Origin of the sequence: Sedimentitalea xiamensis (genome assembly GCF_030164465.1) — a bacterium.
Taxonomy (GTDB): domain Bacteria; phylum Pseudomonadota; class Alphaproteobacteria; order Rhodobacterales; family Rhodobacteraceae; genus Sedimentitalea; species Sedimentitalea xiamensis.
Map to the genome: position 1 here is coordinate 328,905 of NZ_JASNJE010000001.1, position 14,288 is coordinate 343,192.

Below are 14,288 nucleotides of genomic sequence, written 5' to 3' on the forward strand. Positions count from 1 at the left end.
CTCCGGGCCAGTCAGGCCGCCAATGGGGCATGTTTCTTCAGAATTTCCTGCGCCAATGCCTGATAGGCCCTCGCGCCTTTCGATTTCGGATCGTAGCTAAGGACCGGCATGGCATAGGATGGGGCTTCGCTGACGCGCACGTTTCGTGGAATACGGGTTCTGAACACCAGTTCGCCAAGGTTCTCGCGTGCATCCAGTTCAACCTGTTGGGACAGGTTGTTCCTGCGGTCATACATGGTCAGCACCACCCCTTCGATCCGAAGCTCCGGATTTGCGGTCTGCCGCACTTCCCGGATCGACAACATCAGCTGCGACAGCCCTTCAAGCGCGAAGAATTCGCTTTGCAAGGGGACCAGAACAGAATGCGCCGCAACCATGGCGTTGACGGTCAGCAGATTGAGAGACGGCGGGCAATCGATCAGGATGAAATCGAAATCGAAGGGTTTCATTGCATCTTGCCGCAATGCAGCATGAAGCAGGAAACTGCGCCTTTCATTGGACATCAGTTCGATATCAGCGGAACTCAGGTCCACCGTTGCAGGGATGATGAAGAGCCCTTCCGTTTCGGTTTTCTGGATCGCCTGTTCCAGCGGGATGTCATCTACCAGCAGTTCGTAGGTCGTGTATTCCCGGTCGGCCGCCTCAACGCCCAACCCGGTCGATGCGTTTCCCTGCGGATCGAGATCGACGACGAGAACGCGCCGCCCGGCTTCGGCCATGGCCGCGGCAAGGTTTATCGAGGTTGTTGTTTTTCCAACGCCGCCCTTCTGGTTGGCAATGGCCATGATATGCGGCCCGTTCCGCTGCGACAGGTCAGGCACGGGACACCCCACTGATCTTCAGGATGACGGATCCGTCCATGGTCTTGCTGTCGACTTTCTCCATGTCAAAGCTCCAGTTCTTGCGTGCCTCTGCCACCTCTTCTTTCCATGTAACACCTTTGGGAAACAAGGCCGTTCCGTTGGAATCAAGATGGCGCTCGCAGAACCCAAGCAATCCGGTCAAATCCGCCAGCGCTCTGGCCGACAAAATGGTCGCATTCTGTGGGTCGAGGGTTTCAATGCGTTCCGCACGAACCCGGCCTCGAACACCGGTTTCCCGAATCGCCGTGCGCAGAAAGGCCGCCTTTCGCTGATCGCTTTCCACCAGGGTCACGTCCATCTCTGGCGCGGCATCCGCGGCAAGGATCGCCACGACCACACCCGGAAAACCTCCGCCGCTGCCCAGGTCCAGCCAATGGGCAGCGGGAGGGGTGCACTGGAAAATCTGAATAGAATCAATGATATGCCTGCCCCAAAGATGAACAAGACTGTTCCTGGACACCAGATTTATTCTGGGATTCCACTTCTCGACCAGATCTGCAAAGACCTGCAACCGCTCCTGTGTTTCACGTGAAACATTCTGCCCCGCCAAATCGATATGTTCCGGCGCACTCATCCACGCACGGCCCGTTGACTCTTGCGAATTCTCGAAAGAATGAGCGCAAGCGCGGCCGGGGTCATCCCGTCGATCCGATTTGCCTGGGCGATATTCGCCGGCCGTGAAGCTGTCAGTTTCTGTTTCAATTCGTTGGACAGGCCATCGACAAGATCGAATCTGAAATCAACAGGGATCACATGATCCTCATCGCGTTTCAGCGCATCCACATCCTGTTCCTGGCGCTGGATGTAATTCGCGTAGATCGCATCCCGTTCAACCTGCTTTCGCGTTTCATCGTCCAGAGCCGACAGGTCCGGCTGCAACACCGCCAATTGCTTCATACCAACATCCGGAAAAGCCAGGACATTCATTCCCGATCGACGTTTTCCGTCTTGGCTCACCAAAATTCCGGCCTGTTCCAGTTCCTTTGGCGTGAAAGTTAATTCGTTCAAAAGGGCCCGTGCCGTTTCCAGACGTTCCATCTTTTCCTGGAACCGATGCCGGCGTTGATCACTGACGCAACCGAGAGAGATTGCCACCGAGGTCAGCCGCTGATCTGCATTGTCCGCGCGCAGGGACAACCGGAATTCCGCGCGCGACGTGAACATACGATACGGCTCGCTGACGCCGCGAACGGTCAGGTCGTCAATCATCACCCCGATGTAGCTCGTCGACCGGGTGAAAGTCACTGGATCGCGATCCAGGGCCGCGCTCGCCGAATTGAGTCCAGCAACCAGCCCTTGCGCCGCAGCCTCTTCGTACCCGGTCGTTCCGTTGATCTGGCCGGCGAGATACAAGCCATGCACATCCTTCAGCTCCAAGGAAGGCTTCAGGGCGCGAGGGTCCATGTAATCATATTCGATCGCATAACCAGGTTGCAGAATCCTGGCGTGTTCCAGTCCTCTTATCGAATGGACATAGGATTCCTGAACATCAACCGGCAAGGACGTCGAGATCCCGTTCGGATAAACCGTGTCGTCATCGAGCCCTTCGGGTTCGAGAAAAATCTGATGTGAATCCTTTTCCGCAAACCGCACGATCTTGTCTTCTATCGACGGACAATAACGCGGTCCGATACCATCAATACGGCCGCCATACATTGCGGAACGGGACAGGTTCTTCTCAATGATTTCATGAGTTTGCGGATTCGTGTACGTAATACCGCAGGCAATCTGTCGCGCCGATGCGCCCTTCGTCAGAAAAGAGAAAAATATCGGATCGTCATCCCCTTCCTGCATTTCAAGACCAGACCAATCAATCGTTCGGCCGTCCAGTCTCGGCGGTGTTCCGGTCTTAAGGCGGCCCAACGGCAACCCGAATGAATCGATGCGCTCTGCGAGCCGGACAGACGGCTTGTCCCCCATCCGGCCGCCCGGTTTCGACAGGTCCCCGATGTGAATCACGCCACGCAGAAATGTTCCCGTTGTCAGAACAACCGCCCGGGATCCTATTTCACTCCCATCTGCAAGGACCACACCGGCAACCCTGTCGCCTTCCATGCGAAAATCGGCAACCTCCCCTACGATAATATCCAGGTTCTCGCGTCGCTCCGTCTCGGAAAGCATGGCTTTCCTGTAAAGCCGCCGATCCGCCTGCGTCCTCGGCCCCTGAACCGCCGGGCCTTTGCGGCGGTTCAACAACCGGAACTGAATACCGGCCTTGTCGGCGACCCGACCCATAACGCCGTCGAATGCATCGATTTCCCGAACGAGATGGCCTTTACCCAACCCACCTATGGCCGGGTTGCAGGACATGACACCGATTCCTTCGCGTTTCAATGTCACCAAGGCTGTGCGCGCACCCATTCGGGCGGACGCATGTGCGGCCTCGGTTCCCGCGTGGCCGCCGCCGATCACAATGACATCAAAATGTTTCACGTGAAACACTCCTCACTTACCAAGGCAGAAACTGGAGAAAATCTCATCCAGTATGTTCTCGACATCGACACGCCCCACCAAGGATTCAAGAGCGCGAATCGCTGTCCGTAGTTCTTCCGCAGCAAGTTCATACTGGTCCGAACCCGTCATTAAAAGCTGGCGGGCCGCAGCAAGCGAGATATTTGCCCTCTGCATCGCGATCCGATGCCTTTCCCGGGTCGCCAACCCCGCACTCGCACTCCGTGATTTGAGCGTCGATGCGATCTGTCCGACAAGTTCGGAAATGCCTTCGCCCGTCTTCCCGGAAACCGCGCCCGACTTGTCGCACAATGTGTCCGCTTTCGGACGCACGCGGATATCCCCATTCCTGAAGGGGACATCGATCACGGAGTTATCGTCCGCCAGGAAAACCCTGAGATCCGCCCGTTCGGCGCGGTCCTTTGCCAAAGCGATTCCCAAGTCCTCCACATGATCCGCGGTCTCGCGCAATCCGGCGGTATCGAGCAATGTGACAGCCAATCCATCAAGATCCATCCGGACCTCGATAACATCACGCGTGGTTCCCGCGAATTCCGATGTGATCGCCGCCTTGCGTCCGGCCAAGGCATTCAAAAGAGTGGATTTTCCCACGTTCGGCGCCCCAATGATCGCCACCTCGAACCCGTTGCGGATCCGTTCCGCGATCACGACACCGGTCGTCTCACGGGAAAGATCGGTTGAAACCTTGTCCAGAAGCGCAGAGACCTCTGGGGTTACATCCGTGGGGATGTCCTCATCAGCGAAATCAATGGTCGCCTCGATCAAGGAGGCAGCGCGAATGAGATCCATTCTCCAACACTCGGCAAGGTTTCCGAGTTCGCCGCTCAACACCGATTGCGCCTGCTTACGCTGCGCTTCGGTTTCCGCGTCGATCAGATCGGCCAGACCTTCCACTTGGGACAAGTCGAGCTTTGCGTTCTCCAGCGCGCGACGCGTGAACTCCCCAGGATCCGCAAGGCGCAATCCCTCCATCCGGGACAATTCAGTCAGAACCAAAGACACGACGGCCACACTGCCATGAAGTTGCAGTTCAACCACGTCCTCTCCGGTAAAACTGGCCGGTGCGCAAAACGTCAGCACCAGCGCATCGTCCAGCATCCCCCCTGTCCGGTCCCGCAGTTTGACCAGGTTCATACCTCTGGACGGAAGATCGCGGCAGGACAAATCGTGAACAGCGGAATGCGACCGGGGACCGGAAATACGAATGACCGCTACGCCGGCCTTTCCCTGTGCGCTGGCCAGCGCATAAATTGTATCCATGACATAACCCCGTGCGCGAAGACCCGGATCAGGTGTTCATAGAATCGAAGAAATCGCTGTTGGATTTGGTCTGCTTAAGTTTGGAAATCAGAAATTCGATAGCATCGGTCGTGCCCATCGGATTCAAGATCCGACGCAGCACGAACGTCTTCTGAAGATCGACCTTGTCGACCAACAGATCTTCCTTGCGCGTTCCGGATTTCAGGATGTCGATGGCCGGGAAAACCCGCTTGTCGGCGATCTTGCGATCCAGAACGATCTCGGAGTTTCCGGTTCCCTTGAACTCCTCAAAGATCACCTCATCCATCCGGCTGCCGGTATCGATCAGCGCAGTGGCGATGATGGTCAGCGATCCGCCTTCTTCGATGTTGCGCGCTGCACCGAAGAATCGCTTGGGGCGTTGCAGGGCATTGGCGTCGACGCCCCCGGTCAGAACCTTGCCGGATGACGGAACGACCGTGTTGAACGCCCTACCGAGTCTTGTGATAGAATCTAAAAGAATAACAACATCTCGTTTATGTTCAACCAGACGCTTCGCCTTTTCAATCACCATCTCGGACACGGCCACATGTCTCGTGGCGGGTTCGTCAAAGGTTGACGAGACGACTTCGCCCTTGACCGAACGTTGCATGTCGGTGACTTCTTCGGGGCGTTCATCGATCAGCAGAACGATCAGATAGCACTCCGGATGGTTCTTTTCGATCGAGTTGGCGATATTCTGCAGTATAACCGTCTTGCCGGTGCGGGGCGGCGCCACGATCAGCGAACGCTGGCCTTTCCCGATCGGCGCCACCAGATCGATGATCCGGGCCGTGCGATCCTTGATCGTCGGATCCTCGATCTCCATCTTCAGACGCTCGTCCGGGTAGAGCGGGGTCAGGTTGTCAAAGGCGATCTTGTGTTTGGCCTTTTCAGGATCTTCAAAGTTGATCTCCGTGACATTGGTCAGCGCGAAATAGCGTTCGTTTTCGTTCGGCGCCTGGATCACCCCGTAAATCGTATCGCCCGTGCGCAACGAATGCTGGCGGATCATCTCCGGAGACACATAAATATCGTCGGGGCCCGGCAGATAGTTCGCCTCCGGCGAACGCAGAAACCCGAACCCGTCCTGGAGAACTTCGAGCACGCCGTCGCCGGACACTTCCCATCCTTCGTCCGCGCGTTCGCGCAGGATCTGGAACATCATCTCGCCCTTGCGCATCGTCGATGCGTTTTCGATCTCGAGATCTTCGGCCATCGCCAGAAGATCCTTGGGGCTCTTGGCTTTCAGATCGGAAAGGGTCAGTTTTTCTACGGTCATGATGATACAGCCTGTCTGCGACCGGACCGAACCGGAGGCATTCTGTCGGAATTGGGAAAACGCCCTGCCCGGACGGGCTGGCTGCGAACGTGTTAGACAAGGTCGCATGGAAAGTCAAACGGTCATCAGAACCTGACGACCACAGCCAGAACGATCACGATCATCAGAACCGTCGGAACTTCGTTCATCAACCGGAACTGCCGCCCCGTGACGGAATTCCGGCCGTCGGAGAAGTCCTTGAGTCGCAGCCCGAGCCAATGGTGAAACCAGGTCATGGCCAGAACACAGGCACCTTTCACCCAGGGCCAGACAGCGGACCAATCCACGATCCCCGGCGTGAACACCAGAAGCAACCCGAATGCCCAAGTGGCGATCATGGCAGGCCGCATGATCAATCGAAGCAGTTTGCCTTCCATCATCTCGAAGACCGGCGCCAGACCGTCGATGGCATCGGACCGTTCCACATGATGAACGAACAGCCTCGGCAGGTAAAACAACCCTGCCATCCATGATATCACGGCCATGATGTGAAACGCCTTGGTCCAGGGATAGATTGAGGTCAGGAAATCGGTCATCGGGTCCTCGGCTTTCGCTCCGGTCTAACCAAAATAAATATATATATAAAGATAAGGAAGTTGGTTTTGTAGGCAGGCCCAGACTCTGTGGATCATTCAGTTCGACGTGGCTTATCCACAAGGCTTGGTGATGTGGAAAAATCGTACACGAGATAAGATTGTGTCTGAAAAATAATAATAATACCAATAAGATGCAAGATCCAATCCGGCCAAGATCACGGGGATAAGTCAGGAAGAACCTTGAACATTCGCAGCTATGCCCGGACAGAGGGTTTTCCTTATCCATGAGGTATGAATAAAGAATGAACCGGACAAGTCGCGCGGGTTTTCCCGGTCTTGCGCGCGGAACCGAAAACCATACAACTCATCTCCGATGATCCCCTGTCCAGGACCCGAGTTTTCCACATGGCTATCCCCATCGTCCTTGCGTCCGGTTCCGCGATACGCGCGCAACTTTTGCGCCAAGTCGGTGTCCCGTTTCAGGTGGTGATCCCGCGCATCGACGAAGATGCGGTCAAGTCGTCGATGGTGGCCGAGACGGCGAAACCGCGCGACATCGCCGACGCATTGGCCGAAATGAAGGCGCGAAAGGTCAGCGACAAAGTGCCCGGAGCGATGGTCCTGGGATGTGATCAGGTTCTGGATTTTGGCGGAACTCTCCTGTCCAAGCCGCTGTCGCCGGACGATGCGTTGCATCAGCTTGCCGCGATGCGCGGCGCGCGGCATATGCTCCTGTCCGCGGCGGTGATCTATCAGGACGGCCAGCCGATCTGGCGGCACGTGGGGCAGGTCCGGCTTCGGATGCGGGATGCGAGCGAGGCCTATCTGAAAGCCTATGTCGACCGGAACTGGGAAACTATCCGCCACGCGGTCGGGGGCTACAAGATCGAGGAAGAGGGAGTCAGGCTGTTCGCCAGCATTGACGGGGACTATTTTAACGTCTTGGGTATGCCCTTGTTGCCACTACTGAATTTTCTGGCGTTGCGAGGAGTGATCGACGGATGACACATGACCGTATTCCCCTGGCCGGTGTCATAGGATCGCCGGTCGCCCATTCCAGATCCCCGCAGCTGCATGGACATTGGCTGAAGTCATTGGGACTGCGCGGGTTTTACATTCCGATGGATGTTGCGCGGGATGATCTTGCGCAGGTTATCCGGACCTTGCCCCGGATGGGTTTCGTCGGGGCGAACGTCACCGTTCCGCACAAGGAGGCGGTGATGGCGATCGCCGACAAGATTTCCGACCGCGCCACGCTGATCGGTGCCGCGAACACGCTGATCTTTCGCGAAGACGGAACGATCCATGCCGACAATACGGACGGCTACGGGTTCATCGAGAATCTCCGTCATGGGGCGCCGGACTGGCGCGCCGACGCGGGTCCGGCAGTGGTTCTGGGAGCCGGCGGAGCGGCGCGGGCGGTCATTGCGGCCCTGACGGATGCCGGTGTGCCCGAGATCGTTCTGAGCAACCGCACCCGCGTGCGGGCGGAACGACTGAAGGACGACTTTGGCCAAAGGGTCCAGGTCGTGGACTGGGTTCAGGCAGGAAACGCCCTGGACGATGCCGCGCTGGTGGTCAATACCACATCGCTCGGAATGGTCGGTCAGCCGGAACTGCGCGTGCCGCTGGATGGCTTGCGAAAGGGGCAGGTCGTGACGGATCTTGTCTACACTCCGCTGAAGACACGGCTTCTCGCGGCGGCTGAACAGGTCGGATGCGAAACGGTGGACGGGCTTGGCATGTTGCTGTACCAGGCGGTGCCCGGTTTCGAACGCTGGTTCGGGGTTCGTCCCGTTGTCGATGACGAAGCCCGGGCGGCGGCCCTGAGATGAGCTTTCTCCTGGGTCTCACCGGCTCCATCGGAATGGGCAAGAGCACGACGGCCCGGCTGTTCGTCGAAGAAGGCTGCGCTCTCTGGGATGCGGATGCCGCCGTGCACCGGCTTTATGACCGGGGCGGGGCCGCGGTCGTTCCCCTGCGTGCCGTCTTTCCCGAAGCAGTGCGCGACGACCGGGTGGACAGGCAGGTCCTGAAGCGGATCATTTCCGAAGACCCCGTCGCGCTGGCCCGGATTGAAAAGATCGTGCATCCGCTGGTGGCGTCGGACCGAGAGATGTTCAAGACCACGGCCGATGCGGATATACTGGTCTTTGATATTCCTCTGCTTTTCGAAACCGGCGGTGATGTGCTGATGGACGCTGTGGCCTGCGTTACCGCCCCGGCAGAGGTGCAGGAACAGCGGGTTCTGGAACGCGGAAGCATGACGCGCGCGCAATTCGAACAGATCAAGAGCAAACAGATGCCGGACGCGGAAAAACGGACCAGATCGGATTTCGTCATCCTTACGGATACGCTGGAACATGCCCGCACGCAGGTGCATGATATCGTGACAACGATCAGAGAGCGGCTGGCCCATGCGTGAAATCGTCCTTGATACGGAAACCACCGGATTCGACCCGGAAACCGGGGACAGGATCGTCGAGATCGGCGCGGTGGAGCTATACAATCACATTGCCACGGGCCGGACCTATCACCAGTATATCAATCCGGAACGCTCGATGCCGGCGGAAGCCTTCGAAGTGCATGGCCTGGGCGACGATTTCCTGCGCGACAAGCCGAGATTCGCGGAGATCGGACAGGCGTTCCTGGATTTCGTGCAGGATTCCAAGCTGATCATCCACAACGCGTCCTTCGACATGAAGTTCCTGAACGCGGAACTCGGCTGGATGAAGCTGCCGTTGTTGCCGTGGGATCGGGCGATCGACACGCTCGCCATCGCGCGCCAAAGGTTTCCGGGCTCGCCGGCCAGCCTGGATGCGCTGTGCCGCCGCTTCAACATCGACAACTCCTCGCGCACGCTGCACGGGGCCTTGCTGGACTCCGAGATCCTAGCGGAAGTTTATCTCGAACTGATCGGCGGTCGTCAGCCGGACCTGTCGCTATCGATCGCAAGCGTCGATTCTGAATCGGCCACCGGAGGAATATGGCGTCCGATGCCGCGCCCGGCTCCCTTGCCATCCCGGTTGACCGAAGATGAACGCGAGGCGCACGATGCCTTTGTCAAGTCTCTGGGAGAGTCGGCCCTTTGGGCGCGCGCCTGAGATCAGGTCAGGCGCGCCAACCCGTCACGCCTTTGCGGTCTGTTCCGCCTGTTGCGCCTGCTGGCGGCGCGCCAATTCCGCGCGATAGATCTGGACGAAATCGATGTTGTCCAGATTCAGCGGCGGATACCCTCCGTCGCGAGTCACGTCGCTGACGATGCGGCGCAGGAAGGGAAACAACATCCTCGGACATTCGATCAGAAGAAAGGGATGCAGCTGCTCTTCCGGGACACCTTCGATGTGGAACACGCCGGCGTAGTCGATTTCCAGCAGGAAAAGCTGGTCCCGGCTTTCCTTGGACTTGGAATCGACGTTCAGCTTGATGGACACTTCATACTGGTTTTCCGTGGACCGCTTCTTGGCGTCCAGGTTGACCTGGACGTTGACATCGGGCTGCATTTCGCCCGACCCGCCTTTTTGGGCCATGACGTTCTCAAATGACAGATCGCGGACAAACTGCCCCATGATGTTCATCTTGACCTGTGGGGCCTGCTGACCACCGGTTGCACCATTTGCGCCGTTTTCGGCCATTGAATATCTCCTCAATTCACGTTTGCCGCTGCTTACCAGCTTGTTATGCGCATCTCAATGCCGCTTGGACCCTTCGACCCATCCCGAAGGCCGTCCGGCGGGCCGGGAAGCAGGGCGAATCTCTTCGTATTCGCCGTCGATCACGTCGCTGGCTGAATCGTGGGTTCCGTGCGGCGGGGTCGGTCCCATCTGGAACTGCCGAACGACCACGCGGGATCGCAGAAAGCGAAACACGGCCTTCCGGACAGGGGGCATCAGCAAGGCAAAGCCGACGGCGTCGGTGAAGAAACCGGGGGTCAAAAGCAATGCGCCGGAAAACAGGATCATCGCGCCATGCGCCAGCGGTTCGGTCGGATCGTTGAGTTCGGAAAAGGAACTTCGCAATTGCCCGAGGGCCATGCGCCCCTGGGTGCGCACGAGCCAGGTGCCGATGACGGCCGTCAGCACCACGATCGCCAGTGTCGGCCACAGCCCGATCAGCCCGCCGATCTGGATGAACAGGGCGATTTCGATCAGGGGCACCATCAAGAACGCCAGAAACAGATACATAGTGCGTTTCCTTTCCTTCTGCCGGACGGTAGACTTGATCCCGCCCCTAACCTACATAAGTGCGTAGGGCAGTGCTTACAAAGCCCATCGTCTTTACGAGGTCCAAATGAATTCACCGATCATCCAGCTTCTGGTGCTGGCGGGTATCGCCATCTTCCTGATCCTGCGCCTGAAAAGCGTGTTGGGATCGCGGGAAGGATTCGAGAAGCCCAACGTGCCGGCGTCGGACTCAAGGCCGGCGCGCGCCGGTTTCGAGGTGATCGAAGGCGGGCCGGATCGTGATATCACGGACCATGTTCCCGAGAACAGCCAGCAAGCGCGGGACCTGGCGGCGATGAAGCGGGTCGAACCGTCATTCTCGGTCAGCCAGTTCGTGCAGGGCGCGCGCGGCGCGTATGAGATGATCGTCATGGGTTTTGAACGCGGCGACCTGAACGATATCCAGCCATTCCTCGCAGAGGATGTATTCGAAACCTTCGTCGATGTGGTCGCGGCCCGCGAGGATCAGGGTTTGAAGATCGAGGCTGAATTCATCGGGGTGCGTGAAACCGCTATCCAGGGTGTCAATTTCGAAAGGGACACGAACCTTGCCGAGATCACCATGAGGTTTGTCGGCGAACTGACCTCGGTCGTCCGCAACAAGGAGGGCGAGGTCATCGAAGGCAGTGCGACGACCGTGAAACGGCAGAAGGATACCTGGACCTTTGCGCGCACCATGGGGTCGAACGATCCCAATTGGTTGCTTGTCGCCACGGACGCATGATCGCAGCGCTGGGCGCTGTTCTGCTGGCAGGGGCCGTCCTGATGACTTCCGACAAGGCCCTTGCCGAAACCACTTATGACATCCTCGGTTTCGACGATCTCGACGGTTGGAAGGCCGACGATCACGGTGCCGCGCTTGCGGTCTTCCTCAACTCCTGTGCCGATCTCGACGATCCCGACTGGCACCCGGTCTGCGTTGCCGCCAAGACCCAGGCGCCGGGGGCTGCCCGCGGGTTCTTCGAGACGCTGTTCCGGCCGGTTCTGATCCGCGATGGACAGTCACCGCTTTTTACCGGCTATTTCGAACCGGAGCTGAACGGATCCCGTCTGCCGACGGACCGATTTCGCCACCCGCTCTACTTAACGCCCCCCGAAGCGGAAAAGTCTCGTCCCTGGCTCAGCCGGCGCGGCTTGCTCGAAACCAAAAGTTTGGAAAACCGGAATCTGGAAATCGCATGGGTCGACGACCCGGTCGACCTGTTCTTCTTGCAGATCCAGGGATCGGGCCGGATACGGTTGCCGGATGGCCAGGTTCTGCGGGTCGGATATGGCGGCACCAATGGACATCCCTACAGGTCCATTGGGGCGGAACTGGTGCGGCGCGGGGTATTCTCTGCCCAGCGGATCAGCGCCGAAGGCATCAAATCCTGGATACGACTCAATCCCGAAGCGGGACAGGAGTTGATGTATCACAACCCTTCCTACGTATTTTTCCGTGAGCTGTCGCATGTCGCGCCCGAGCATGGTCCGCTGGGGGCCATGAACCGGTCCGTGACGCCCCTGCGCAGCGTGGCCGTGGACCCGGAGTTCACGCCGCTCGGAGCGCCGGTCTGGGTCGAAACGGACGGCGCGTTTTCGCTTCGGCGTTTGATGGTCGCGCAGGACACGGGTTCGGCCATCAAGGGCGCACAGCGCGCGGATATCTTTTTCGGAACCGGAGCCGCGGCGGGACAGTCCGCCGGGCGGCTGCGCTATCCGGGACGGCTGGTCGTCCTTTTGCCCCTCGAGCGGGCCATGGCCCTCGATCCGGATCGCGCGGGATGACCCGGCGCAGGTTGACGGCAGAGGAGATCAAGCTGTGGCACCAGGTCGTTGAGAAGACGGAACGCCTGCATACGACGGCGAACCCGCCACGGCCCCTGCCCAAGCCCAAGCCCGCCAAGACACCTGCGCCCCGCGTCGCGGCAACGCCCGAGGCGCCGCCGGTCAAACCGGCTCCACGACTGGGAATCCAAGGGCAAACCCCGAAACCCGAGCCGGTGCTGATGGACCGCAAGGCCTATGGCAGGATGAAGCGCGGCAAGCTGGTGCCGGAACGCCGGATCGACCTGCACGGTATGACGCTGGACCGGGCGCATCCGGCGCTGACACGATTCATCCTGTCGGCGCAGGCGTCCGGCCTGCGCCTGGTTCTCGTCATCACCGGCAAGGGCAAGGCCGGTGCCGATGACAGTCCGATTCCTGGAATGCGGGGCATCTTGCGGCGCAACGTGCCGATCTGGCTGTCGATGCCGCCCCTGGCGCAGGCGGTCATGCAGGTCACGCCGGCGCATGTCAGCCATGGCGGCGAAGGCGCGGTCTATGTCTATCTGCGGCGCTCGCGCTAAGGCGTCAGGTCCGCCCGCGCCTTCCGGATGCCCGCGAACATCAGAGCCGAGGTGATCAGGAAGTAGATCGAAATGCCGACGAATTGCCGTTCGAGCCCGATCCCGAGATCGATCAGCAGGCCGGTCACGCCCGGCCCCAACGCCGATCCCAGAACCATGACCGCCGCAGCCATGGCCTTGATCGCCCCGATATGTGCGGTGCCGTAGAATTCTGCCCAGAACGCGTTGGGCAAGGTCGAATTCGACCCGGTCGTCATCGCCAGGAACAGGAAGCCGATCAGTGCGCCCAGAAAACCGGACGCGGTCGAAAAGACGAGAAAGCTCAGGACCATGGGGAGCTGGTAGAACGGCATCAGCCGGGCGGTGCCGACCCGATCCAGTGCCCAGCCGGAAAGCACCATCGAAACGATTCCCATGGCCGTGAAGACCGGGAAGAATGACACCAGCTCCACATGGGACCAGCCCTTGATATCCGCGAAATGCACCTGGTGGAAAAAGAAGGCCGTGTTGAACGCCGACGGGCCGAGGATCGCCGGAACCATCATCCAGAAAAGCGGATGTCGCAGGGCATCATGCCGCGTCCAGTGCCGCCCCTGCATACCGGTGGAGGAATACTGCTCCGCCAGGCTTTGCAGGGTGCGTTCCTGTTTGAGCAGTGCAAGCAGCACGGGAATGCCCAGGAGGCTGAATGCGGCCGCCGCCAGCCACAGGAGATGCCAGTCCACAACGGTCATCAGGGCCACGAAACTGACGGGCAGGACCGCTTCGCCCAAGGCGAAACCCAGCGTGGCAATCGACAGCGCCCGGCCCCGCGTCGCGGTGAACCAACGGGCCATCGCAACGACCGCGATGTGGCTGCACATGCCCTGACCGAACAGGCGCAACGCGAAAACCACCGCCGGCAGGACCCAGACGGCGGAATTCACGGACATGGCGATACAGGATACCGCAAGGCCGACGAGGACGACCGGACCCAGCACCCGGACACGAAACTGATCGGTCAAGGCGCCCGACCAGACCATGACCACGGCAGCGGTGGCGGTTCCGAGCGAATAGATCCCGCCCCAGGCGCCGTGGCTCAGCCCGAAAGCGTCCCGGATTTCTCCGGCGAAGATCGAAATGAAGAAGGTCTGTCCGAAACTGGACATGAGCGTCATGAGACCGCCCGCCGCAAGCCATGGCGCATTCTGGTGCAGGAACGAAAGCAGGCGCATGGGTCCGGCTTTGCCGGTTCCGACCCCTCCTGGCAAGTCTTGATTCAGCGT

General features: G+C 59.3%; 16 protein-coding genes. 7 read left to right on the forward strand and 9 right to left on the reverse strand.

The window, feature by feature from the left end; all coding sequences use genetic code 11:
• Positions 1-11: 11 nt before the first annotated feature.
• The 6 genes from QO034_RS01505 to QO034_RS01530 form a co-directional block, all read right to left on the reverse strand.
• Positions 12-785 (reverse strand): ParA family protein, encoded by a 774-nt coding sequence (locus tag QO034_RS01505; RefSeq protein WP_407696710.1) that lies wholly within the window; start codon positions 783-785, stop codon positions 12-14.
• Positions 786-813: 28 nt separating this feature from the next.
• Positions 814-1,437: a 16S rRNA (guanine(527)-N(7))-methyltransferase RsmG gene (rsmG, locus tag QO034_RS01510; protein ID WP_284483726.1), complete on the reverse strand. Its 624-nt coding sequence runs from the start codon at positions 1,435-1,437 to the stop codon at positions 814-816.
• Entirely contained in the window at positions 1,434-3,296 is a 1,863-nt protein-coding gene (mnmG, locus tag QO034_RS01515; RefSeq protein ID WP_284483727.1) for a tRNA uridine-5-carboxymethylaminomethyl(34) synthesis enzyme MnmG, read from the reverse strand. The genes rsmG and mnmG overlap by 4 nt, the downstream gene beginning before the upstream one ends.
• A gap of 12 nt (positions 3,297-3,308) precedes the next feature.
• Complete coding sequence (gene mnmE / locus QO034_RS01520) at positions 3,309-4,595, reverse strand: tRNA uridine-5-carboxymethylaminomethyl(34) synthesis GTPase MnmE (RefSeq protein WP_284483728.1); 1,287 nt, start codon at positions 4,593-4,595, stop codon at positions 3,309-3,311.
• A gap of 28 nt (positions 4,596-4,623) precedes the next feature.
• Positions 4,624-5,895, reverse strand: coding sequence for a transcription termination factor Rho (gene rho / locus QO034_RS01525; protein WP_284483729.1), 1,272 nt, complete (start codon positions 5,893-5,895; stop codon positions 4,624-4,626).
• 125 nt (positions 5,896-6,020) lie between these two features.
• The gene (locus QO034_RS01530) at positions 6,021-6,470 is read right to left on the reverse strand and encodes a CopD family protein (RefSeq protein ID WP_284483730.1); all 450 of its coding nucleotides are present in this window, start codon (positions 6,468-6,470) and stop codon (positions 6,021-6,023) included.
• Positions 6,471-6,875: 405 nt separating this feature from the next.
• Between QO034_RS01530 and QO034_RS01535 the strand changes: the two genes are divergently transcribed.
• The 4 genes from QO034_RS01535 to dnaQ are packed head-to-tail and all read left to right on the forward strand — an operon-like array spanning position 6,876 to position 9,574.
• Positions 6,876-7,475: a Maf family protein gene (locus QO034_RS01535; RefSeq protein ID WP_284483731.1), complete on the forward strand. Its 600-nt coding sequence runs from the start codon at positions 6,876-6,878 to the stop codon at positions 7,473-7,475.
• The gene (locus QO034_RS01540) at positions 7,472-8,305 is read left to right on the forward strand and encodes a shikimate dehydrogenase (RefSeq protein WP_284483732.1); all 834 of its coding nucleotides are present in this window, start codon (positions 7,472-7,474) and stop codon (positions 8,303-8,305) included. The genes QO034_RS01535 and QO034_RS01540 overlap by 4 nt, the downstream gene beginning before the upstream one ends.
• Positions 8,302-8,895 carry a dephospho-CoA kinase gene (coaE, locus tag QO034_RS01545; protein WP_284483733.1) on the forward strand — a complete coding sequence of 198 codons (594 nt, stop codon included), beginning with the start codon at positions 8,302-8,304 and terminating at the stop codon, positions 8,893-8,895. Before QO034_RS01540 ends, coaE begins: the two co-directional genes overlap by 4 nt.
• Positions 8,888-9,574 (forward strand): DNA polymerase III subunit epsilon, encoded by a 687-nt coding sequence (gene dnaQ / locus QO034_RS01550; RefSeq protein WP_284483734.1) that lies wholly within the window; start codon positions 8,888-8,890, stop codon positions 9,572-9,574. The genes coaE and dnaQ overlap by 8 nt, the downstream gene beginning before the upstream one ends.
• A gap of 24 nt (positions 9,575-9,598) precedes the next feature.
• On the opposite strand, the gene secB is transcribed toward dnaQ, so the two are convergent.
• Positions 9,599-10,105: a protein-export chaperone SecB gene (gene secB, locus QO034_RS01555; RefSeq protein WP_284483735.1), complete on the reverse strand. Its 507-nt coding sequence runs from the start codon at positions 10,103-10,105 to the stop codon at positions 9,599-9,601.
• 54 nt (positions 10,106-10,159) lie between these two features.
• Positions 10,160-10,654, reverse strand: a complete 495-nt coding sequence (locus tag QO034_RS01560) for an FxsA family protein (protein WP_284483736.1) — start codon at positions 10,652-10,654, stop codon at positions 10,160-10,162.
• Between the two features lie 106 nt (positions 10,655-10,760).
• Here QO034_RS01560 and QO034_RS01565 point away from each other — a divergent pair, with 106 nt between their 5' ends.
• The 3 genes from QO034_RS01565 to QO034_RS01575 are packed head-to-tail and all read left to right on the forward strand — an operon-like array spanning position 10,761 to position 13,023.
• Positions 10,761-11,417, forward strand: a complete 657-nt coding sequence (locus tag QO034_RS01565; RefSeq protein ID WP_284483737.1) for a Tim44/TimA family putative adaptor protein — start codon at positions 10,761-10,763, stop codon at positions 11,415-11,417.
• On the forward strand, positions 11,414-12,460 hold the full coding sequence (gene mltA / locus QO034_RS01570; protein ID WP_284483738.1) for a murein transglycosylase A: 1,047 nt from the start codon (positions 11,414-11,416) through the stop codon (positions 12,458-12,460). The genes QO034_RS01565 and mltA overlap by 4 nt, the downstream gene beginning before the upstream one ends.
• Positions 12,457-13,023 (forward strand): Smr/MutS family protein, encoded by a 567-nt coding sequence (locus QO034_RS01575; RefSeq protein ID WP_284483739.1) that lies wholly within the window; start codon positions 12,457-12,459, stop codon positions 13,021-13,023. Before mltA ends, QO034_RS01575 begins: the two co-directional genes overlap by 4 nt.
• On the opposite strand, the gene QO034_RS01580 is transcribed toward QO034_RS01575, so the two are convergent.
• Positions 13,020-14,237 (reverse strand): MFS transporter, encoded by a 1,218-nt coding sequence (locus QO034_RS01580; protein ID WP_284483740.1) that lies wholly within the window; start codon positions 14,235-14,237, stop codon positions 13,020-13,022. The genes QO034_RS01575 and QO034_RS01580 overlap by 4 nt on opposite strands.
• Positions 14,238-14,288: the final 51 nt, after the last annotated feature.

Bases quoted from the DNA above. Each gene is read 5' to 3' on its own strand.
- QO034_RS01530 (WP_284483730.1), bottom strand. From the start codon at position 6,470: ATGACCGATTTCCTGACCTCAATCTATCCCTGGACCAAGGCGTTTCAC.
- secB (WP_284483735.1), bottom strand. From the start codon at position 10,105: ATGGCCGAAAACGGCGCAAATGGTGCAACCGGTGGTCAGCAGGCCCCA.
- QO034_RS01505 (WP_407696710.1), bottom strand. From the start codon at position 785: ATGGCCATTGCCAACCAGAAGGGCGGCGTTGGAAAAACAACAACCTCG.
- QO034_RS01565 (WP_284483737.1), top strand. From the start codon at position 10,761: ATGAATTCACCGATCATCCAGCTTCTGGTGCTGGCGGGTATCGCCATC.
- rsmG (WP_284483726.1), bottom strand. From the start codon at position 1,437: ATGAGTGCGCCGGAACATATCGATTTGGCGGGGCAGAATGTTTCACGT.
- QO034_RS01575 (WP_284483739.1), top strand. From the start codon at position 12,457: ATGACCCGGCGCAGGTTGACGGCAGAGGAGATCAAGCTGTGGCACCAG.
- mltA (WP_284483738.1), top strand. From the start codon at position 11,414: ATGATCGCAGCGCTGGGCGCTGTTCTGCTGGCAGGGGCCGTCCTGATG.
- QO034_RS01560 (WP_284483736.1), bottom strand. From the start codon at position 10,654: ATGTATCTGTTTCTGGCGTTCTTGATGGTGCCCCTGATCGAAATCGCC.
- QO034_RS01580 (WP_284483740.1), bottom strand. From the start codon at position 14,237: ATGCGCCTGCTTTCGTTCCTGCACCAGAATGCGCCATGGCTTGCGGCG.
- QO034_RS01535 (WP_284483731.1), top strand. From the start codon at position 6,876: ATGGCTATCCCCATCGTCCTTGCGTCCGGTTCCGCGATACGCGCGCAA.
- coaE (WP_284483733.1), top strand. From the start codon at position 8,302: ATGAGCTTTCTCCTGGGTCTCACCGGCTCCATCGGAATGGGCAAGAGC.
- dnaQ (WP_284483734.1), top strand. From the start codon at position 8,888: ATGCGTGAAATCGTCCTTGATACGGAAACCACCGGATTCGACCCGGAA.
- QO034_RS01540 (WP_284483732.1), top strand. From the start codon at position 7,472: ATGACACATGACCGTATTCCCCTGGCCGGTGTCATAGGATCGCCGGTC.
- mnmE (WP_284483728.1), bottom strand. From the start codon at position 4,595: ATGGATACAATTTATGCGCTGGCCAGCGCACAGGGAAAGGCCGGCGTA.
- rho (WP_284483729.1), bottom strand. From the start codon at position 5,895: ATGACCGTAGAAAAACTGACCCTTTCCGATCTGAAAGCCAAGAGCCCC.